Source organism: Streptomyces scabiei 87.22, from assembly GCF_000091305.1.
In the GTDB taxonomy this organism is placed as follows: domain Bacteria; phylum Actinomycetota; class Actinomycetes; order Streptomycetales; family Streptomycetaceae; genus Streptomyces; species Streptomyces scabiei.
Map to the genome: position 1 here is coordinate 4,561,136 of NC_013929.1, position 21,520 is coordinate 4,582,655.

The following is a 21,520-nucleotide window of genomic DNA, read 5'->3' on the forward strand; positions in this document are numbered from 1 at the left end:
GCGGCGTGGCCGGCGACGGCCACGCCTTCGGCTGTGGTCGAACTGGACCGCATCGCCGACGGGGTGAACCTGGCCCGGGAGGCACACCCGCGCATACGGGTCACCTATGCCGTGAAAGCCTCCTACCACCGGCCGATCCTTGACGCCGTGCGTGCGGCGGGGGCGGGTGTCAGCGCCTTTTCCGAGATGGAAATGGCCCTTGCCCGCACCGCGAAATTCGCTCCGTACGACATCGTCTACAACGGTGTGGGCCGTGAGGGTGCGGATCTCGCCACCGCGGTCGACGCCGGCGTCACAGTCAACTTGGAGTCACTCGCTGAGCTGCGCGGCCTTCTCCACGCCCGGCGCGCGGACGCGTCGGCCGGCCGGATCGGCTTCCGCGTCAATGGTTGCGTGCCGGGCGAGAGTGACACGCTCGGCAAGTACGGCGTCCTCGGGATTTCCGTCGCCCAACTGCCGACGGTTGCGGACTTGCTCCGGGGGTCCGGCCTGGTTCTCGGCGGTGTCAGCTTCCACCACTTGGCCAACCGGCTCGACGGCACCGCTCACCTCGACACCCTGGACCGGCTGATACCCGCGCTGGCTCCGCTGTCCGGGCATCCTGCGGTCGCTCTCGACTACATCGACGTGGGCGGCGGGCTGGCCAGCCGACTGGAGGTGGGCGACGAGAGCGCAGTGGAGATGTTTCGCGCGCTCGCCGACCGGATCGACGCGGATCTCGACTGCACCACGATCCTCGAACTCGGCCGGTTCCTGGTCGCCGACGCCGAGTCCCTGCTCAGCCGAGTGGTAGACATGCGGACGAGTGGCGGCGTCATGGTTGCGATCCTGGATGCGACGACGAACTACCTGATCCCGGCGCCCGGTCATCGGTTCCGGGTGGAGCGGCTGGAGCCCCTCGCCCAGGGCGAGACCCGGACGCCGGTGCGGTTCGTCGACCGGCTCGGCAGCACGATCTGTGAGAACCACTGCGGGCCGCTCCGGCCGGGCACCCTGGTCGGCGTGCTCAATGCGGGCGCGTATGCCGGTGTCATGAAGGAACACTTCGTCTATCCGCTGCCTGACGTGTCCTTCGTCAGGGACGACGCGGTCATCGCCACGTCGCCCGCTGGCGGCGACAAAGCCGTGCGGGCCCACCACCACTGGCCCGAGACATGACCCGGTTCACGGCCGTATACGGCACCAAGGGTGGCGTCGGCAAGTCCACGATCGCCGTCAACACGGCGTATGCGCTGAGCGACCTAGGTGCCTCCGTCGGCTTGGTGGACCTGGACCTGTCCGGCCCGAATGTCCAGAATCTGGTGGCAGGGCTCGTCGGCCAACCACCGGCCATGGTGGACTTCCGTGTTCAACCCGGCCGGTACGGCGGGGTGGACATCGCTGGGCTGGGGTTCTTCGTCCGCCCACACGAGGCGGGACTGCTCAGCGGCAAGTACCTTGAGGGCGCCCTGACGCAGATCCTCTTCCACGACGTCTGGCAGGCTTACGACCACGTCATCGTGGACATGCCGCCCGGCTTCGACGACCTGCACCGCCAGGTCTTCACCCGCGTGCCCATGCGGGTCGCCCTGGTCACCACGCCACATGTGCTGTCCACGCAGGACCTCGCGCGCGGCCGTCGGCTGCTGCAACAGCTGAGCCTCCCGATCCTCGGCTACGTGGAGAACATGAGCCACTTCTGCTGTGAGTTCTGTGGCAGATCTTCACGGCTGTTCGCATCCACCAGCGACGGCACACTGGACGATCTTGACCTGCTCGCGCGTGTGCCGTTCGCGCCAGAGCCACCGGGCCTCGCGGCGTCCATCCCACTGGTACTCACAAAGGAGCCGACCGCCGCCGAGTTCCGCCACGGCATTCAGGACGTCGCCCAGCGCATTCACGAAGAGGAACAGCAGGGATGAGCACGGACGCGAAGCCGCTCGACACTTCGATCGGTGTGATCTCCGACGACCAGCTCGCCCGGGTACAGGCGGCGTTCGGGCTGAAGCGCCTGCTGGTGCTGCCTTTCTTCTCACTCAACAAGTCGATAATCGACCTGCGACGACGTACGGAGACGGCTCGCAAGGTATTCATCGAGTCGGAGCAGGGCGTCCTTTTTCTGAAGGAACTGCCGTGGTACTGCTCGTCGGTGGAGTTCGCGGCGTTCCAGACCGAACTCCTGTCCCAACTGCATGAACTGGGCGCCCCAGTGGCCCGGCCACTGGTCACGCACTCGGGTCAGGGTTTCTTCCATGACCGCCGAACCGGCTCGATCTTCACCCTCCAACCCTACGTCGAAGGCAGGAGCTGGACCGGCGGTTACGGCGAGGCGAGGGCAGCCGGACGAGCACTGGGCGGGCTGCACACGCACGCACGGCAGACGCGGATGAACGGCCTGCCAGGGATGCGTGACGCGTTCTCCAGCGCCGAGAGCCTGGTGAGCCTGCTCCAGGACGACGCGGAGCAACCCGAGCCGGTACGCGAGGAGATCCACGACTTCGCCCGACTCGCGCTGGCCGCCATCGCGCGGTCCCGGACCGAGGCATACGAGGCCGGATACGGATCCGAGGTGCTGCCGGTGCACGGCGACTTCAATCCGTTCAACCTGATCTTCGGAGAGACACGGGACAGCACCGAGACGATCGTCGGGGTCGTGGACTTCGACAACGCCTGCCTCGACGACCGGGCCCACGACCTGGGTGAGTCCCTGGTGCGCTTCGGCTGGGTCAATTACCGCGGCCTCAGCTCGGCCTACGGAGCGGTGCCCACCGGATTCGACCGCACTGCGGTCGAATCCGTCCTGGCCGGATACCGCGAAACCGACAAGGCCGCGGCAGCGGCGGCCAAGCCTTTGCTTCCAGCGGTGATGACCGCGGTAGCCCTGGAGCTCGCGGCGATCGGGCTCCTGTCCGCGTACTACACGCCCAGCGATCTACCCGCCCTCCGCCGCAACGCGGAGACACTTCCAACGATGGCCGCCGAAGCCGTCGCCTCGGTTTGGTAGGAATCGATATGTCACACCCGCTGTTGCTTTCCATCGACGGGATCGACGGGTCGGGCAAGTCCACTCAGGTCGGCCGGGTCGCTGCGGCATTGACGGCGGCCGGAGTCCGCGCGGAACCGGCGGTGGTGGAGGCGTTCGGCGCTCGCACCGTCAATACCTTGGCCGAGCGGCTGACCGGGGACCCGTACGCCTACCATCCGGCGATACCCGTCGAGCTGCGTGAGTGGGTCTTCGCCTGCGACGTCGCATACTTCACCAAGACGAGGTTCCCGCCCCTGCTTGCTGAAGGCATCACCCTTGTGTGGGACCGTGGGCCGCTGTCCTACCACGCCTCCGCTGTCGCTTACGACGGCCTTTCCGACTGGGTCGGCCGAGCCCAGTCGCTCTATCCCCGGCCGCACCGCACCTATCTGCTGGATCTTCCCGCAGAGACGGCGGTGCGACGGCTCAAAGAGCGGGCCGGGAAACGACAGCGGACCGATGAGTCCGTGGACCTCCTCCGCCAAGTCCAGGGACACATGTTGGGGATGGCGAAAAACCGGCCGGACGTTGTGGTGCTGGACGCGACGCGTGACCCCGATGAGATCACCGGCCAGATCCTCCGCAACTGGCTCACCAGCCGGTCAGAGACCGACTGACGATCAAACCCAGGAGGGTTTTCCGGCAATGCGGGGCATCACATGGAGGTCCCGGATGTCGTCGTGTTGCATGACCCAGAGCAGAAACCGCTCAAGACCGAGACCGAACCCTGCGGTTTCCAGCGGGTAGTCATCCTTCATCCGGACGTACCAGGTGTAGTCGGACTCCGGTATCAAGTGGTCGGCGAGCGCCTGACGGGTCTCCTCGCCAGTGATGTGCCGCGCACCGCAACCGAGCACCTCGCCGATGCCGAGGAGAAGATCGGCGCTGTGCGCTCGGCCCCGCTCATCGACTCGCTGGTAGAACGGAACCGTGAGGGACGGCGGAGAGGACAGCCACACAGCACCGCCGAAGTGCTCGATGAGGGCCTGCTCGCCGTGTCGTGTGATGGCTGGGGCCTCTGGCGCCTTCAGCGTGAAGGCGTTCGATCCGAGGAGGTCCTGTGCCTCGTCGTAGGTGATGCGCGGGAATTCAGGTCGCTTGAGGAGTTCCTCAAGGTGGTCGGTGGTGCCCGCGCACCTCTCGATGTGAGCGCCGACCGCTCCCTCCAACAGGCCCTCGGTCAGGGCGCCCATGTACGCCTCGACCAGGCTCATGACCTCTTCCTGTCCTCCGCAGATCTCCGCCTCGGAATGGAAGAACTGGTTGAGATGTGTCTGGTCGGCGTCCTCCCCTCGGAAGGACGGCATGACGTAGTACGCGCCCTCCAGACCATGACGCAGCATGAACTCCAACTGGAACTGCATCGAATCGGCCAGGTAGGTGCGATCCCCCAGCAGGTCGATCTGTACCGGCAAGCTGTCGCTGCCGAGCCCCATCGGGCTGGACACTGAGCTGACCGTGACCGGCATGAGCACCGGAGAAACGTTTCGCGACTGGTAGAACGAACTAGTGCTGGCCAAGATAGAGGCATTGACAGCAGTCACGATCCGATACCACGGATGCTCCACGGCGGAAGCGAGGTGGGCTACCGGATCGGCCCACAGACCGGGCGGTCGTGTCCGCTGCTCCCGTGACCGTGCTGCGCCGTCATCCGGCGAAGCGTCGAGCAGGTCGCTTCCCTGGCTCACGCGATGTCCTCCTTGTTGTGGCCGATTGTTCAACAGACCTCATCGAACTGTTGGCGATGAGGGGATGCGTTGCTCCCTTGAGGAAGGGTCAGGTTACACAGGCCCGTTGACCGCAATGTGGACGGTATCGCCACTCTCGACGATGAGTTGAGGATGTATCAGAGGCGGGGACGCTTTCAAGATCGCCGTGATGTCCCGCGTTTTCCCCGGCGGTGACACTGACATACCGTCATGCTCAATCTGTGATATGGGAGTCCGGGTGGCGGTGATCACGCGTGGGTCAAATCCCATGAACACCGAACAGTCCGTGCCCGCACCGGCGCCCGACGCGGTCGATTCGGCGCGGGTCATGAACAGGGCGCGACCCCAGCGGCAGGACAAGGGCGGGCGAGTCCAAGGGGATCTGTGGCCGGCCCCGGAGCGGTGCGGGAGACGCCGGACGCCGCAACTGCCGGCAGGCGCCCCACTTCGGCAGCAAGGTGAAGGGGACCGCGGCCCGGGAGAGCCAGGAGCCCCCTCCGGCCCTGCCGCAGCGTCCTGGTGGTCTCTGGCACATCAAAGCGATGCCGCCGGTGGCTCTCGGGATGCCGACCGGGCAGTTCGTGTACCAGGTGGTCGCGTACTCGCCCATCTTTCGCCGGGCCATGACGTCGTGGGCCTCGGCCCCAGTACGGGCGCGGTCCTTCGCAGGTCGTGGACGGATACGCGCTCGTCATTCCGGGAGGAGTCCCGCGACTGGAAACTGGAAGACGAGCACCGCGCGCTTCCTCCCGCCCGAGGGGAGGTCGTCGATGCCGTTCGGCTTTGCTGCGGCGCTCGCCGTATCGACGCCGCCCGTGAGGGTGCGCCGAGAGCCGCCAGGGCAATGCTGACGGCACGGGCGGCAGTGCGCGCTTTCACGAGCTTCCTCTCCTGGTGAAACGTGCTGGCGAGGAAGGCGGTCCGGGGGCAAACCCGTGCCGCGCACTCCGGCGGCCGGCGGAGAGGGACACCTGTGCCGCCCGGCAGGGGTAGTGATGCGGATTCCGACGGGCAGGCCGGTCACCTCACGCAGGCGGCGTACGATGCACGGCAGGTCCCGGCTTGGTGGCCCGCTGGGCGCCGGTACGGGTGTGCGCGGGCCCAGACCACGCCGCTGGTACAGGCACCGATCGCGGCTGGGCGGGCAACCGGTGCGTACGGCGGCCGGTTCCGTCGCACGGCCGCTTCCAGAGCCCAGACGCCCGTGGACCGAGGGCAGCCCGGAGTCCTGCGCTTCCTCTTGTACGTACCTACCGCCCCCGGCCGTTGGGCGAGGCCGAAGCGCCCCTCCCTGCCAGACGGCTTCACAGGTTACGGCCCACCGCCCCTGACTCAACAGGCTCCACGAGTACTGTCGTCCATGGCTCGGATGGCCAAGTCGGCGCAGAGGTAAACGCTTTGGCGAGCACCTCGCCGCTAGACTCGCGGTGAATGGTCCTCGGTGGTGAACGGGACATCTCACCTGAACAGAGAGGTGCCGATGGCGTGTCCAAGAGCATGATGAGCAAGTCCGTTACTGACAGGCCCCCTCACGTGTGGTCGACGGATGAAGTGATCGGCGTGTTCGTGACCTGCCTGCTGGGCCTCACCTGGGGTCTCGGCGTATTGGCCTGGGTATCGGGAGGCATCGTCGCGCTGGCCACCCATGGCTCCTGGCCCAACCAGCCGTTTTCCGCTTCGTTTACGCTCCCCGTCGGGCTGACCATGCACTGGGACGAACGCACGCTCGCATGGCCGGCCGAGGACCGGTCCGTGCTGGGACCCGACTGGTTCTTCTGGTCGACCCTCTTCGTCCTGGTCGTCACGGCAGGGACCACGGCGACGATCGCGATTTCCCAGATCTCTCGCTCGCTGGCCCGGCACCGTCGCACACGCCCGGTCAAGGCCCGCAAGGAGCAACGGGACAAATCCGCCATATGGGCACAGCCCGCAGATCTCGAATCCCTGGTGGTCCCCGACAGGAACACCCTCACCGGGCGGGTCTACCTGGGCGAAATGGCGGACAAGCCGTCGGTCAAGGTGGCGACTTCGCGCTACACCTCGATCGCGGTCATCGCGCCAACGGGTTCGTCGAAGACGGTGAAGTATGTCGTACCGACGATATTGACCTGGCCCGATTCCATCTTCGTCACATCCACGAAGAATGACGTCGCAGATCTGACGCTGAATTTTCGGGGCGAGGGGCTTGGCCGACCGGTCTACATTTTCGACCCCACGGGGGAGTGGCCGGAACATCAGCGTAAGTATCTGTGCGCCTGGTCACCGCTCATGGCGATTCATGATTTCAGCGACGCCGACAAGGTCGCTCAGTGGCTCTCCGAGGCGGTGATGGAGGGTGCCAGTCAGGACGGGGCGGTGCGTTACTTCATCAATCTGACCCAGATAGCCCTGGCGCCGATGTTGTGGATCGCCCGGAAGACCAATAAGTCAATGCTGGATGTTGCGGACTGGAGCGGCTACAAGGATTTCGACCGGATTGAGGCACTTTTCGACGAATACGAGACCACCATTACGGACTCGGAGTCGAAAAAAGATCTGGCGTTGGCCCGTCGCGGAATGAAGGCGACTCAGGGGCGCCATTTCAAGGATCTGGGTTTCATCTTCGCCAATGCGGACCTCATCCTCAAACCGTTCGTGTCCGGTCAGATGGCGCCGACAACGGACATCAGGTTCGATGAGAAGGGGAAGCCGTACAGCCCTTTCGGGCGCCAGGTTCTGGACATCGAAAACGTACTGGACACGGGCGGCACCATCTATGCCGTCAGCGACGAGGAAGAGCAAGAATTGCTACGCCCCGTATTTCAGACGGTGGCGAACTCTTATCTCCGGGCAGCTCGCAAGCGGCAGCAGCGACAGGGTGCTGGCCCTCTGCTGAATCCCCCACTGCTCTTGCTTGAAGAAGCCGCCAACGTTGCGCCGTTGCCGACTCTCGACAAGATGGCTGCGACTTATCGCGGATTCGGCATCGTCATCATGTCGATCTGGCAGGACGAGTCGCAGATAAGCACGCTTTATGGCACGCGGGCTCCTACTGTTCTAGGGAATCACACCACGCGGCTATATTTGCCCGGGTCCTCGGACGACAGTACACTTGACCGGCTTTCCCGACTGATCGGCGATCAGTCCGTTTCGCAACTCAAGGTCGGGTACTCATACCAAGATTCGAACCCGAACAAGGGTCGGCGGATAACGGTTACCGACGGCATCGAGGACATGCGGCTGGCACCGATCGAATACTTGCGCACCTTGCCGAAGGACGTCGCGGTTGTCTTGTCCGGCAATCTTCCTCCTATCAAGGTCACAGCGACACCATGGTTCAAGGACCCTGAGATGCGCGCACGCATCGGCCCTGAAATGTGCGAGAAGTATGACCGCGCTTTTGGTTAGCGGCGCAAGTGAGGTTGTTGGGTCGGGGACGGAACGCCGTGTGTCCTTGTGGACGTCGGCCTTCCGTCCCCGCCCGCCGAGTGAAGTGGCCGCCGACTAGGTGCCCGAGACTCGGGGGCCTTTCCCGACGCCCAACGCCGTTTCAGCGGTCCGCAATGCGCATGCCTCCCTTTGCTGAACTCATCGACCACCTGTGCCCCTTCGCCCTTGTTCCGGCTCTCCCGGCCCTCTTGGCCGGTCGTAGGTCCTGCGGCTACCACGGGCACTCCGTCGCCATAGGGCTCGCGCTTTGCAGGTGATCCCGTGGCCATGTCGGGTCCGCATGGTTGAGCGTTGAGACGTCCGCGGGCGGCGCGGGCTCGGCGAGCTTGATCACGCGGTTGATGCTCTCGCCTTTGACGTTGTTGTGTCCGGTGTCGACGAACACGGCGTTCTCGTTCCAGCAGCGGTCCACGGTGGTGGCGAGGGCACACACTTCCGGGGTGGCAGGGGTCCACGCAACGGGTGAGGATCCGTAGCGGGCACGGCAGATGCAACGGCGGTCGGCGCCAGTACGAGATCCAGCTTGGTGGCGGACTTCGCCTACGTGCCCACCTGGTCTGGAATCGCCCATGTCGCCTTCGTCTCGGACGTGTTCTCCCGGGCGATCACGACCTGGTCCGGCATCGACTCCTCGATCGGCAGCGTCGGTGACACCCTGGACAGCGCCCTCACGGAGCCCAGATCGGCCTCTACAGACCAGGCCCCTTGAAGATCTCGCCGATCCCGTCGTCCCGCAGCGCCATACCTCCCATCCACAAAGCGTGAGGAAGGAAAAAACCCGGTTCAGATAGGATCTGAACCGGGTCTCACTGGAGCCGCCTTCGGGATTCGAACCCGAGACCTACGCATTACGAGACCGTGAGCGTTCGTGTTGCGAAGTGCCTCGTCGTGCTGCGTGGTGACGTTTTTCCTGATCAGAGCACGTCCAGCAGGTTGACTCGTGCTACCCCGTGACGCACCGTCCAAAGGCGTCTGTCCACCGACTGTCCACCGGTCACGCTCTCGCCGACCCGCCAGTGATACTGCTGCTGAACTGCCAGCGACACCGTCGATCTATTGGAGAGGTTAGCGGAGGCAACTGTGGGATCTCCACGAGATCGACCATGGATTGCACGTCTAACCTCGATCGTTCACGAGTCCCCGCCAGTTGAAGCGTGGAGAACGACCGCCCCCGCTGTCCCGGATAACACCACAGATCAGCAGGTCGGGTGACGAGCGAGCGGGAACGCCAAGCTAAGCGAAGCGGCCCTGCCAGTGCTGACTGGCAGGGCCGGGCCTCCTTGCCTAGCTACAGCGACCAGGCTGCGTCACACTGGAGATTCCGTTTTTCTCCAACAACTCGGAGAGGAGCGCGGTTTCCACTAGCGTGCCTTCAAAGCCAGACCGTTTCAGTTCATCCGACAGTCTCTTCGCCTCTTGAATTGACGTACCGAAGGCTACTCGGAAGGACTTCAGCAGTGTTCCCCCGTGCGCTGTAACATCGACGAGTTTCAGGCAATGGGGTCCATGCTGCTCCAGGATCGCGTTCCGCACTCTTGACGGTGCCCAACCCTCACCCGAGTCGTGCGAGATTCCGCATGTGTTGCAATCCCACTCGACTTCCCAACTGAGGCACCCGTTGTTGGTGGACTGCACCAGCCACTCCGTGCCGACCCCGCCGCACTCGCGGCACGGCCCGGGTAGCCGAGCTGCCTGTTCTGTCATGACCAGCCCCTGATCGACATGTAGCGGTCGATGATTCCATAAAATCGCTCCGATGTCCCGGAGCCGTCGCGTGGATGATGGTTCCTGAGACCGCGCGCGAACCAGCGGTGGTGCAGTTCCTCGTGGACCACAGTATTACGAAGGAGCGCCCGACTAGCAAACCGCTTAAATCCAATGTGCGTTCCTACGTTAGGCTTCGCCATGCCGGAGTTTACCCCGTAGCTGTAAACGGGGCGATGGGTGAGATTGAGGTCCGGGAAATCTTCGCTGATGATGGCATCAATGGCGCGATTTCTGGATGCTGTCGTCTTTCCGGTGGCCTTGCTGAGCTCTTCACTGCTCTTCCAAACGTTGCCGCTTCCCTGCTCTTCGGCGGAGGCCTTGCCCTTGGCCGGAGCCTCGGCGTCCTTGCCGCCCCCGCCACCGGCGTCGGACTTCGCCTCCGCGCCGTCGCCCTTCTTGCCGCCGGAGTCGCCCTTCTTGGCCTGGGGGGCCTCCTTTGCCTTGGCCGGCGGAGCCGGAGCGGGCTTCTCCTTCAGCTTCGGGGTCACCGGCGGCGTGACCTTGTCGGCCGCGTCAACCGCGTCCTTGGTCTTCTCGGTCGCCTTCGTGGCGTCGGTCGCCGTGTCGGCGGCGTCCACCGCCTTGTTGACGTAGCGCGCGCCCTTCGCCGCCGACGCCGCGTAGCCCGCGAGCGGAATCGCCGCGGCATAGGCCAGGCCCGCGTCGATGTAGTTGCCCTCAGCCGTGTACCAAAGGCCGTTCAGCAAGTCGGCGGGCTCACCGAAGCCGGGGACCAGGCCCACGGCATCCAGGGCGCCGTGACCGATCGGGCTGATCCAGGACTCGCCCCAGTACAGACCCGTCGGGTCCGGGAACGCGAGCGGGTTGTTGCGGCCGTAAGCGTAGGCGTTGAGGTGCTGCGGGTCCCCGACGTTCAGTACCGGGTCGACGGAGACGAAACGGCCGGACGCCGGATCGTACGCGCGGGCACCGAGCTGGATCAGCCCCGTCGTCGCGTCCGCCGTGCCGCCCACGAAGGACTTGTCACCCGGCCACGCACCTGCCGCCGGCTTGGCGCCGCGCGCCTCGCCGAAGGGGAGGGTGCGGCGCTGTGTGATCGCCGAGTCCGCCGCCTTGATGGCGATTTCCGCGGTGCCGTTCTGGCCGCCGACCAGCCAGGTCACCCCGGAAGTCGTCCGTACGGCGATCTCCTGGTCCGCGTGGTAGTAGTAGCGGGTCCCAGCCAGCGTGTTCTTCGCCGTGTCCAGGCGGATCTCCTGGCCGCCCAGGTAGAGCGTGACCGCGCCCTTCTCCTTGCGGAGCAGGCGTCCGCCCGAGGCGTCGTACACGTACGAGGTCTTGTTCGCCTCGTCCAGGTTGTCGCCGGACAGGTACGGGGTCACCGCGCTCAGGCGGCCCTCCTCGTCCCAGTTCAACTTCTGGTCGACCGCCGGGGAGAGGTCCGTCGCCGCCTTGGTGCGACGGACGGTGTTGCCCGCCTCGTCGTACTGGAAGCTCTGGGCCGCCGTCGCTTCCTTGGCCGCCGTCGCGGTACGCACCTCGGCCGACTTCAAGGCGTGGGCGTGCGTGCCACCCTTGGTGTCCGTGGCCTTGGGTACATACGTCGTTGACTGAGTGATCGCCGCGTCGCCGGTCGTGCCGGTCGCGTGGCGGACCTCGCTCGTGCGGTTGCCCGCCGCGTCGTAGGTGTAGGAGTGCCGGTACGGGGCCGGGCCGCCGACGGTCGCCTCACCGGCGCTCGGAGCGCAGGTGGTGGCCGTCTGGGTCCATGCCTCGGTCAGGCGGCGCAGGTAGTCGTAGGTGAAGCACTGGACGTCCGCCGTCTTGCCCTCGGGCGCGTCGGCGATCTTCTGAATGTTGCCGGTGGCGTCGTAGCCGTAGGTGATGTCGGAGTCGGAGGTCTTGACGATCTCCCGGTCGATGCGGGCGCGCTCCAGGCGCCGGGTGCCCTCCTCGTAGGTGTTGGTGAGCCAGGTGTACTTGTCCGCGCTGGCGGTGCCCAGGGTCAGCTGGAGCATCTCGCCGTAGTTGGAGTAGCGCGTCTCGCGGGCGTAGTCCGTCGAGTCGCCCAGGGTGAAGGACGGCAGACCGGTCGCCGTGTAACCCGTGGTGACCGTCTCCGCCGGGAGGCCGCCGACCGCCGGGAGGCCGATGTCGTCGATCGAGCCGTCCGGCTTGTACGACGCCGTAGCCGTGTATGTCCCGGCCAGTTTGCCCTCGGAGGCCGGGACGGTCACCGAGGACTTCGTCGGCCGGCCCGCCACGTCATAGGCGTCAACTGAGCTTGTGTAGCCGTCGTCCCCGACCCATTTGGTGGCCGAGGTCAGACGCCCCTTGCCGTTCGGCACGGTCGCGCTGTCGTATTCCCAAGTCGTCAGCTTCTTGTCGCCGTTGTACAGCGAGCGTTGACGGCCCAGCTTGTCGTAGGTGTAGGTGAGGGTGATCTCACGGTCGTTGCGGATCGTCTTCAACTGGTCGAGGTCGTTGTACGTCATCCACGACGTGCCCGCGTCCGGATCGACGGCCTTGGTCTGACGGCCCCGCACGTCGTACTCGGACGACCAGACGTTGCCCGCAGCGTCCTTGACCTCAACGAGGCGGCCCGCCGCGTCGTAGTCGTACGACGTCGTGCCCGCCGCTCCCGTGGGCGAGGATGCCTTGAACTCCAGGACCTTGGTCGTCTGCCCCTGCGCGTCGGTGTAGGTCGCGGTCGGCGTGGAGCCCGCCGGTGGGTCGACCGTCGTGTGGTCGCCGTGGTACGCGGTCTTGGTGCGCCACTTCTCGGTGCCCGCGACGCGGAAGATCGAGTCGGTGGCGCGGCCCGCCGCGTCGTAGACCGTCTCCGTCTCCCGAGGGGTCCCCTCGGAGGCGTCCACCACATTCACGAACGTCGTGCCGACGGCCGCCGTGTTGTAGAAGGGGCCGATCTCCTTCACGGCCAGACCGCGGGTGTCGTACTCGGTGGTGGTGATGACGCGGCCCGAGTTCGCCGCCGGGGTCTGGGTCTGGCGGGGGCGCAGAAGGCCGTCGCTGAGCTGGTGACTAGTGGCCACCGAGCCGTTGGGAAGGAGCGACTTGGTGGTGGTGACGACGGGCGCGTTGTTGCGGATCAGGTAGGCGTATTCGAGGCTCGGGGTGTCCGAGGCCTTGGCGCGTCCCGGGAGCCAGACCTTCAGCAGACGGCCGAGGGCGTCGTACTCCAGGTCGGTGCGCTGCTTGTTGGGGTCGACCGTGGCGGTGACCAGGCCCCAGCGGCGGTCGACCGTGGAGGTGGTCGTGTTGCCGAGCGGGTCCTCGACTTTCATGCCGGTGACCGGGCCGCCGGTGGTGGGCGTGTAGGTCGTCTTCGTCGCGTTGTTCGCCTGGTCGGCGGACTCCACGACACGGCCGTGCGCGTCGTACCTGGCGGTGGACGTGGTCACGTACTGCGGGGTGCCGTCGGCGGTGTAGGCCTTGACCTTCTCGCTGCGGACCACGTCACCCTTGGTGGGCGTGGTGCCGTAGGTGTCGCGGTCGTCGTACCAGGTGCGGACGTCGGAGACCGCCTCGCCCTTGTACGAAGTCGGCGCGCCCTCGTCGCAGTTGACGGGGACGACGGTGACGCGCTTCAGCAGGGTGAGCAGGTTGGCGGCGGTGTTGCGGTTGTACTCGTTCGTCGTGCAGGTGTCGTCGTCCTCGACCGTCAGGTCGCCGGAGTCGGAGGAGCGGGACAGCATGCCGTACGAGTCGTAGAAGTGCTCGATGGCGGCGCGACGGACCTTGCCGTCGTCCAACGCCGTCCTGGTGTGGATGGTCTTGACGGCCGCGTAGGACGCCTCGTCCTTGCCCTCCGTCGCCGTGGGCTCGGACTTCCACGGGGTGCTCACCGAACCGGTCACCTCGGCGGCCCCGTTGAAGCTCTGCTGTTCCACGGCGAAGCCCTGGTGGCGGGCGTCGTCACGGACCTTCGTGCCGTCGGAGGCGGTGACGGTGACGGACTTGGTGCCGCCGGAGTCCTTCTCCCGGTCGCCGTCCATACCCTGCAGGTAGGTGGTCTGGCTGCGGAGCTGCTTGCCGCCCGCCTCACCGGTCTTCATGGTGACGGTGCGGTAGCCGCGCCACTGGTTCCAGGTCTTCTTCTTGGTCTTGACGAGCTCGCTGTCGTCGAAGGCCCAGGCAGCACCGGAGTAGTCGTAGGAGGTGACCTTGTTCGGGCCGGTGATCGTGACCTCGTCCTCGATCACCGTGTCGACGACGAACTTGTGGAACCAGTCCTCCTTCTCCCCGATCGTGCCCTCCTTCGACCAGAAGGACGGCATGCAGCGCTTGGTGTTGGTCTCGGGGGTGGGGAGGTTCGACGGGGTGCACTCGGTCGGCTTGTAGTTGACCGAGATCGTGCCGCCCGTCTCCGACTGGATCGCCCGGATACGCCACTTGTACATGGGCAGGCGGTCGTGGGCGTCGGAGTGGACCCGGTTGGCGTCCTGGCGTTCGTAGAAGGTGACCTTGGGGAGCTTGTGGGCGCCGTCCTTGCCGGAGTGGGTGACCGACTCCAGCCACAGGGCCGGGGCGTGGGTGGTGTCGGCGCTCTGGTACTTGTGCGCCAGGTCCCACTCGTCGACGTCCCCGTACGTCTTGCCGTCCGCGCCCAGGACCTGGGTGGTGACCTTCGCCAGCCGCTTGCGGGAGAAGAAGGTCGGGGACCACTGGTCCTTGCACTCGGTGTCGGAGGTGCAGATCTGCTCGAACGGCACGTCCGGCCAGCGCTTGGCCGTGGACTCCTTCAGATCGGCCGGTTCGCAGTCGGCGGCGGCGCCCGTGCAGCGCTCGGCGGTGGTGAAGACGACCTGCGAGGGCGCGGTGGTCGTGTTCTCCTTGCCCGCCTGCTCCCCGTACTCGATCCGCTTCAGGTAGCCGCCGCGGTCGTAGGAGACCACCTTGTCGCCGCGCACCGAGTCGTACTTGTTGGTCTCGGTGCTGTAGTAGTACGTCATCGTGTTGCCGTGCACGTCGACGACGTAGTCGAGGTTCCAGCGCCACGACTGCTGGCAGCGGGATTCCTTGAAGGTGTCGGCGTGGCAGGGCTCGTCCTTGTCGTCACCGAAGACCGGGACCTCCCAGGAGGAGCCGGTGAACTCGGTGTCGGCGGACTCGCGCTTGCCCTTGCCGAAGTGGTAGCGGGTGCCGTCGGTGGTGGTGACGACCCAGTACTCGTTGTTGTTGTCGGCGTTGGAGCCGTCGTACTTACGCTCGATGAGGGTGCCGTCGTCCTGCTTCAGACGCCACTCGTTCTCGCCCTTCTTGACCAGCTCACCGGCCCGGCCGCCGAAGTTCATGGTGGCGTTGTCGGAGTGCCAGCACAGGTCGTACTTCTGCGACCCGGCCTCGTCGTGGCCGTCCTCCGTGCAGGCCTGGTACGAGCGCTCGATGTAGCCGGCGCTGAGGTCGAAGCCCTCGCCGATCCAGGACGTCTGGTTGTTGCTGGAGGCCGTACGGCCGTCCGTGGACGCGGAGTTGTAGCCGAGGCCCAGCTGCGGGGAGGGGCCCGCGACGGCGGGCGGCACGCGCAGCGGGTACTGCCAGGTGAAGCCGCCGGTCTGCCCGGCGACCTGCCAGGACGCGGACGGAGCCAGCGAGGTCGCGGCGTACGAGCCGGAACCGCCCGCCGGTCCGGCGGCGACCGCCAGCAGCGGAGCCTTCGCGGAGGACAGCGCCGCCACATCGGCGGTGAGCCGCTGCTCACGGACGTCGTTGTCGGTCTTCAACGGGGTGACGCTCTGGCACTTGGCCGCCTCGGGCGTGGTCAGCGCACAGGCGGGCAGTTCGACCAGACGCAGCCGCTGCGCCCAGTCACCGCCGTAGGCCTGGGCGAAGGCCGCGTAGTCGACCTCGACGGACACCCTGCCGTTCGTGGTCCGGCTGTCGGCCCGGGTCACCTTGAGCAGGAGGCCGTCGATGCCGGCCTTCCGCGCGGCGGCGTGGCTGAGGACGTCGACCTTGGCGCGGGTGGGCGTGGCGGCCGCCATCGTGGAACGGGTCATGCCCTTGGGCGGGCCGACGCGGACCGGGAGCGAGCCGGCCTTGGCGCTCGACAGCGCGCCGCGCTTCTTGGAACCGGCGAGATCGACGGTGGCGCTGCCGGCCTTCGGCCAGTTGGCCTTGAGGTCCAGGGGTTTGCCGTACCCCTTGGTGTGCTTGAGCGGGGTGGCCGTGCCGTCCTGGTCGACGACCGGGGTGGAGGCGACGTCCTGGGTCTTGGGGCGCCGCTTCTCCCTGGCCTCGTCGGGGTCGTCGCCGAGGGCCGGCGTGCCCTGGAGCAGGGTGACGGTCAGGGCTGAAGTGAGGGTGACACCGAGGGCTCTGGCCCAGGGGTGTGTTCTGTGTCTGCGAGATGCGCGCACGCGCGCTCCCCCTCCCGTATATGGGTGTGGAAAAGTGCCCCGGGTGCCCGAGGAGTTCGGGCACCCGGGTGGACGGCTCTGGTCGGGAGTCGTCAGTGGTCGTCAGCGGTCATCGATTGTTCGCGAGCCGGAAGATCTCCGTCCCCGACAGCAGGCCGGGGACCAGGCGCACGTCATCGATGTCACCGGCGAACGGGTCGGACCAGTCGGCGCCGTACTGGGAGCGGCCGACGTTGAGCCCCTTCGTGGCGTTCCAGACGTCGGTGACGGTGGCGCTGCCCTGCTCCTCGCCGTCGACGAAGAGCGTGAACTTCCGGGCCACCGGGTCATAGGTCCCGGCCAGGTGGACCCACTTGTTCACGGTCGCGGGGCGCTCGCTCGCCGCCATGGCGCGTACCAGGTCGGAATCCGCCGTATCGCTGACGTGCCGGCCGAAGATCCAGCGCTTGTAGGCGGTGGAGTAGTAGAGGTTGAAGCCGTTGCCCTGGCTTCCCGCCTGGCTGATCACCGAGATGTTCTGGTCCAGCTTCGTGGGCCGCGCCCACGCCGAGACGGTGAACGCCTGGCCGGTGTGGACGGCGGAGGCGGCGGTGGCGTGGTCGGTGGTGCCGTTGAAGCGCAGCGCCCTGTCGGCCGGATCGCTCGCGGCGTTGTTGCCCGCGACCCAGTCGGCGCCCTTGACCGTCAGGTCCCGGTCGTGGCCGGAGGTGTCGGGGGCGGTGGTGCCGGAGGTCTGGTCGAGGCCGTAGACGGCGGCGGCGCAGGTGTCGGCGAGGACATCGGCGCAGGCGCGGTCAACGGTGAAGAAGTACTTCTCCAGCGGACCCCGGTTGCCGGCCCGGTCGACACTGCGGACGTAGAGCACGTTCGGACCGAAGGTGCTCGGCGCGACCTCGATGGTCGCCTTGCCGCCGAGGGAGGCCGGGTCGGCCTTGCGGGTGGGGGTGTCGTTGCCGAGGTCCCACTCATAGAACTCGACGTCGTTCTTGAAGACCGAGTCGGAGTTGCCGTTGGCGGAGAGGGTGAAGTGCCGCTTGGCGCCCGCCGGAAGGTCGGCCTCGTCCGCCACCGGTTCGACGCGCGGCTTGGTGTCAGGCTTCTCCACATCGACCACGAACTCGCACCAGTCGGACCACTCGGAGTACCCCGAGTCCTTGAGCTTGCCGGTGGAACCGTCGTAGGTCTGGGCGTGCCACTTGTAGCCGTGGCCGTGCTTCAGCTCCCTGACGGGGATCTCCCGCTCGAACCTGCCCTCGTTCTGCGGTCCGTCCTTGCCCTCGTAGACCTCGGGCCGGCCGTCGACCTGGTCCCACACCCGGAAGGTCGCGGTGAGGTTCTGGCCGGTGCCGTCGGTGTACGAGTCGGCGTCGGTACCCGTGACGGACATGCGAGGGGTCGCGTCACGGATCCACGGCCGCTTGGTGTTGTCGGTGGTGCAGGTCTTCTCCTCCGGGTTGCTCAGCTTCTCCCCGGTGGGCTTGCTCGGGCGGGTGTTGTAAGTGACGACGAGCTTGGCGTTGTCACCCCGGAACCGCTTCCAGGAGTTGGGGTCGCCCTCGTCGGCGGCCCGCAGCGAGAAGGCGATCGGATCCTCACCGGCGGCCTTCCTGCGGACGGAGGAAGTGAGGTTCTCGTTGGACTCGTCGGCGTTGTCCGCGAAAAGGACCCAGCTCGGCGGCGCGTCCGGACTGCAGCTGTCGCCCCTGCCGTACGCGACGGACTTGTCGACCAGCAGGTCGCCGTCCTTGGGCCTGTTGTTCCAGTTGGTCGCGGAGTCGACACCGCCCTCGGCGACCATGTGCAGGTTGACGGTGCTCTTGGTACAGGAGAAGGAGAAGCTCTCGTAGACCTCGAAGACCGCCTTGGAGACGGTGCGGTTCTTCCAGCCGTCCGTGGAGAACTGGAAGTACATCCGGTTCGTGTACGGCGAGCCGCTGCACACGTAGTAGATGCCACCGATGGTGTCGGCCGAGCAGCGGCCGACACCCTCGTCCTTCTTGAACTTGTGGAACTCCGTGCTCGGGTTGGCGCTGGACACATACAGCCACTCGCTCTTGGACATACCGGCCTCGGGGTCGATGTAGACCGGGAAGTCGGTGTCGGCGGCAGTGAGCAGAGCGCGGTCGGGCTCAACGGTGACCGCGGACGGGGACACGTCGAGGACCATGTCGGCGACCTTGGCACCCGCGTCCGGCGCCTCCTGCGGCAGGGTCTGGGACCCGGAGGCGGGCACAGCGTCCGCCGGGACCTCGTCGCCGGAGTCTGCGGAGTCCCACATCTTGGGCGCCTGGCCGCCGAAGACCCGCTCGCCGGAGGCGTCCACGGCCTGGAGACCACCGGTCGGTCCGGTGGACAGGTCGAGGCCCTCCGCCCGTACGGGCAGCCGTAGTTCGGCCAGTTCAGAGCTGCGGGCCGCCTCGGGCGTCTTGACCTCAAGGACGTACGAGTAACCCGTGACCGAGGCGGTGGCCAGCAGATCCACGCCGGGGAGCACCTCGCGGTACTCGGCGGTGTCCCCGTCGAGAACCGGCTCGGGCAGCGGTGTGGGCCAGCTCAGTGTGAAGGACTTGCCCTCCTCGCCAAGTGTGACGAAGTCGGACGAGCCCGCCGCCGCGAAGGCCAGGTCGACGACGGCGGCCTTGGGACCGACCGTGCCGTCCGGGCGGCGCTCCAGGGTCGCGTCCACCTTCTCCCAGCTGCCGTCGGGACGCTCCACCCGCTGCGGCTGGACACTGCTCTCGCTGGTCAACGAGCCGTCCGGGTTGGCGAAGACGAGCTCGTCCTCGGTACGCTGCTGAATGATCTCCACTGGTTCGCCGGTCTCAGCGGCCAGTGCGAACGCGCCTGCCTCGGCCGAGGCAAGCGGCGTGCTGCTGGCCACGGTGGCCGGACTGATGACGGCGGGCAACGAGCCCAGGACGACGGCGCCACCGAGCAGCACGCCAAGCGTCCGGGCAGCACGAAGCCCCCGAAACCAAGGGTTGGTCATACCCTTGTCCCCCTCCAGGCTCTCCCCAGAGCCCGCTATGAAATTGATGTGGCCATGCCGTACAGCAGTGGCCAAAGAAACGTATGGGACTCCCTTTACCGGATCAAGGGCATTTCGAGACTGAACCGCCCCACAGCCCTCCACCCCACGCACCGCCCATGCCCATGAGCAGCCCTTGGCGCGGGAGGAAGCACGCGACGCGTACAACGGATCCGCCCACTTCGGCCGGATCGTGACCGGAGAGCCGACGCACCGGCAGGATGGAGCCCCCGCTGGCCTCGCGCACGCTGCGCACAACCCATCACTGTCAGGCTAGGGCCAACGTTGCCCCCGGAGGACGCCGTCGCCCTGAGCCGGACACTGAAATCCGGAGGACGTTCCCGGACGGCCGACCTTCATCATCCGCTTCGGCGCGAAGGACGTGCACCCGCTCCCGCCAACGGTCGTCGACGCGGTAGCCCGCCAAGGTTCGGCACGGACCGGCGCAGGACCAGCACAGCATGTGCGGGCGCCTCCGGCTCCTTGCCCAGCTCGAACTGGAACGGCCACTACGAGCCCGAGGACGCCATCCCTCATACGACGGCATCGCAGACGGGTAGCTGACCGTGTCCGACCTGAAGTTGTCCGGACCGGACAGCCCCGCCGCTTCCGATCGACGCATCGAAGACGGTCGTATTTTCACCCTGTCGATCCAGGTGCAACCACAGGCCTGATGGAGTGTCACGCACGCCTGTCCACCGGTTGTCCACCGAACCTCATCGCGTATGCCTGACCCGACCCTCCCGGATGAGCAACAGCCCAGCTCAGAGACTCAGGCCGTCTACACGGTCACGGAAACCACACCCCCGACCCACGCATTACGATGCACAGATCCCAAAGACGCGATTTAGACCGATTTCAAGGTCATCCGAAACACGAAACCCCAGGTCAGAGGCCTGACCTGGGGTTAACCATGGAGCCGCCTTCGGGATTCGAACCCGAGACCTACGCATTACGAGACCATGAGCGATCATGTTGCGTGGTGACTCGTCGTGCTGCGTGGTGACGTTTTGCCTGATCAGAGCACGTGCAGCAGGTTGACCCGTACTGCCCCGTGATGCACCGCCCAAAGGCGTCTGTCCACCGGCTGTCCACCGGCGGGACTGCTTGGCCGACCGCCTCTCGCCGTCCCATCGCTTCTGACGAAATCCCTGGCAGGGGCAGAGCCTGACATGAGGGCGACTGCCCATTTCCCACAAGGAGCAACCGCGCGGCACTTCACCACGAACGCCGCAGCCTCCATCCGCGACGAGACCTCCGATCGAAACGATATCTTCCATAGTGTATAAATGGTATCGTTTCACTGACAGGGGCATCTGCGAAGGGACCATCCACATGGCCAGAACCGTCATCGACCTCGATGAAGACATGGTCACCGAGGCCATGCGCATCTTCGGGACTAAAACGAAGGCCAAAGCCGTCCGCCTCGCCATGGAAGACGCCGTCAAGAGGCACCTGCGGCAGGAGGGCTTCGACGCCATGGAGGCCGGCGAGCTCGACTTCAGTGAGATCGTCGAGAACACCGGGCCCCGCAACGCAGACGGCTCCCTCAAGCACAACGGCGACCGCGACGGAGGCCGGGCCGCCTGATGCAGGACCGCTACCTGATCGACAAGTCCGCCCTCGCCCGCTGGACGAAGCCGAGCGTCAAGGAGGTGCTCAAGCCTCTGCACGAGCGCTACCTCCTCGCCGTATGCCAACCCACCGAGTTCGAGATGATCCACTCCGCACGGGACAGCTCGGAAGCAACACGGATCAGCACCTGGCTCCACGCCTTCGACTACCTCCGCACCGACGACGACACCTTCACCCGCGCTCTCGAGATCCAGCGCCATGCCCTCAACGCAGGCTTCCACCGCGCTCTGTCCCTCCCCGACCTGCTGATCGCCGCCACAGCGGAACTGAACCGGCGAACGGTCCTCCACTACGACGGAGACTTCGACATGATCGCCTCCCTCACCGGCCAACCCACCGAATGGGTCGTCCCGCCCGGCAGTGCCGACCGATGAGCATGCCGGCCTTCCCCACCTCCGATGAGTTGTCTGGTGTCCCTCATCGAGCGGTCGCTGGGGGTGTGGCAGCTGGCCTGCGCCGCGCGCTGGTCGCTCTGTACAGCCTGGCTCTGCGCGGATCCCTGCGGGTTCTGGGCTGGGCCGCCGGGGTGAGCCTCGTCGAACTGACCCTCGCCGTCTTCTTCCTGGCGCCGGTCGCAAACGCCCCCTCGGCCCGTTCTTCCTGCTCG

At 66.4% G+C, this 21,520-nt stretch carries 12 protein-coding genes; 8 read left to right on the top strand and 4 right to left on the bottom strand.

Annotated features, from left to right (window positions below; genetic code table 11):
- The first annotated feature begins 33 nt into the window (after positions 1–33).
- From SCAB_RS19305 to SCAB_RS19320, 4 genes are read left to right on the top strand one after another with little or no spacing between them, the layout of a single operon-like run.
- Positions 34–1,158, top strand: a complete 1,125-nt coding sequence (locus SCAB_RS19305; RefSeq protein WP_013001751.1) for a diaminopimelate decarboxylase family protein — start codon at positions 34–36, stop codon at positions 1,156–1,158.
- Positions 1,155–1,901: a P-loop NTPase gene (locus SCAB_RS19310; protein ID WP_013001752.1), complete on the top strand. Its 747-nt coding sequence runs from the start codon at positions 1,155–1,157 to the stop codon at positions 1,899–1,901. Before SCAB_RS19305 ends, SCAB_RS19310 begins: the two co-directional genes overlap by 4 nt.
- A gap of 35 nt (positions 1,902–1,936) precedes the next feature.
- Positions 1,937–2,983, top strand: coding sequence for a phosphotransferase enzyme family protein (locus SCAB_RS19315; protein ID WP_158512246.1), 1,047 nt, complete (start codon positions 1,937–1,939; stop codon positions 2,981–2,983).
- Between the two features lie 8 nt (positions 2,984–2,991).
- On the top strand, positions 2,992–3,621 hold the full coding sequence (locus SCAB_RS19320; protein ID WP_041669377.1) for a dTMP kinase: 630 nt from the start codon (positions 2,992–2,994) through the stop codon (positions 3,619–3,621).
- Between the two features lie 3 nt (positions 3,622–3,624).
- On the opposite strand, the gene SCAB_RS19325 is transcribed toward SCAB_RS19320, so the two are convergent.
- A complete protein-coding gene (locus tag SCAB_RS19325; protein ID WP_158512247.1) occupies positions 3,625–4,692 on the bottom strand; it encodes an asparagine synthetase A in 1,068 nt (355 codons plus the stop codon).
- Positions 4,693–6,198: 1,506 nt separating this feature from the next.
- On the opposite strand from SCAB_RS19325, the gene SCAB_RS19330 reads away from it, so the two are divergent.
- Positions 6,199–8,100 carry a type IV secretory system conjugative DNA transfer family protein gene (locus SCAB_RS19330; RefSeq protein WP_037724262.1) on the top strand — a complete coding sequence of 634 codons (1,902 nt, stop codon included), beginning with the start codon at positions 6,199–6,201 and terminating at the stop codon, positions 8,098–8,100.
- A gap of 253 nt (positions 8,101–8,353) precedes the next feature.
- On the opposite strand, the gene SCAB_RS47355 is transcribed toward SCAB_RS19330, so the two are convergent.
- Complete coding sequence (locus SCAB_RS47355) at positions 8,354–8,527, bottom strand: hypothetical protein (RefSeq protein WP_158512248.1); 174 nt, start codon at positions 8,525–8,527, stop codon at positions 8,354–8,356.
- A gap of 138 nt (positions 8,528–8,665) precedes the next feature.
- Between SCAB_RS47355 and SCAB_RS19340 the strand changes: the two genes are divergently transcribed.
- Positions 8,666–8,851: a hypothetical protein gene (locus tag SCAB_RS19340; RefSeq protein WP_060889035.1), complete on the top strand. Its 186-nt coding sequence runs from the start codon at positions 8,666–8,668 to the stop codon at positions 8,849–8,851.
- A gap of 991 nt (positions 8,852–9,842) precedes the next feature.
- Here the strand turns inward: SCAB_RS19340 and SCAB_RS19345 are convergent.
- Positions 9,843–16,250 carry an RHS repeat-associated core domain-containing protein gene (locus SCAB_RS19345; protein WP_013001759.1) on the bottom strand — a complete coding sequence of 2,136 codons (6,408 nt, stop codon included), beginning with the start codon at positions 16,248–16,250 and terminating at the stop codon, positions 9,843–9,845.
- Between the two features lie 109 nt (positions 16,251–16,359).
- Positions 16,360–19,191: a LamG-like jellyroll fold domain-containing protein gene (locus SCAB_RS19350; RefSeq protein ID WP_231885087.1), complete on the bottom strand. Its 2,832-nt coding sequence runs from the start codon at positions 19,189–19,191 to the stop codon at positions 16,360–16,362.
- A gap of 1,422 nt (positions 19,192–20,613) precedes the next feature.
- On the opposite strand from SCAB_RS19350, the gene SCAB_RS19355 reads away from it, so the two are divergent.
- Both SCAB_RS19355 and SCAB_RS19360 read left to right on the top strand, forming a co-directional pair.
- The gene (locus tag SCAB_RS19355; RefSeq protein WP_013001761.1) at positions 20,614–20,868 is read left to right on the top strand and encodes a type II toxin-antitoxin system VapB family antitoxin; all 255 of its coding nucleotides are present in this window, start codon (positions 20,614–20,616) and stop codon (positions 20,866–20,868) included.
- Positions 20,868–21,287 carry a PIN domain nuclease gene (locus tag SCAB_RS19360; protein ID WP_013001762.1) on the top strand — a complete coding sequence of 140 codons (420 nt, stop codon included), beginning with the start codon at positions 20,868–20,870 and terminating at the stop codon, positions 21,285–21,287. The genes SCAB_RS19355 and SCAB_RS19360 overlap by 1 nt, the downstream gene beginning before the upstream one ends.
- Positions 21,288–21,520 lie beyond the last annotated feature (233 nt).

Bases quoted from the DNA above. Each gene is read 5' to 3' on its own strand.
- SCAB_RS19310 (WP_013001752.1), top strand. From the start codon at position 1,155: ATGACCCGGTTCACGGCCGTATACGGCACCAAGGGTGGCGTCGGCAAG.
- SCAB_RS19320 (WP_041669377.1), top strand. From the start codon at position 2,992: ATGTCACACCCGCTGTTGCTTTCCATCGACGGGATCGACGGGTCGGGC.
- SCAB_RS19355 (WP_013001761.1), top strand. From the start codon at position 20,614: ATGGCCAGAACCGTCATCGACCTCGATGAAGACATGGTCACCGAGGCC.
- SCAB_RS19360 (WP_013001762.1), top strand. From the start codon at position 20,868: ATGCAGGACCGCTACCTGATCGACAAGTCCGCCCTCGCCCGCTGGACG.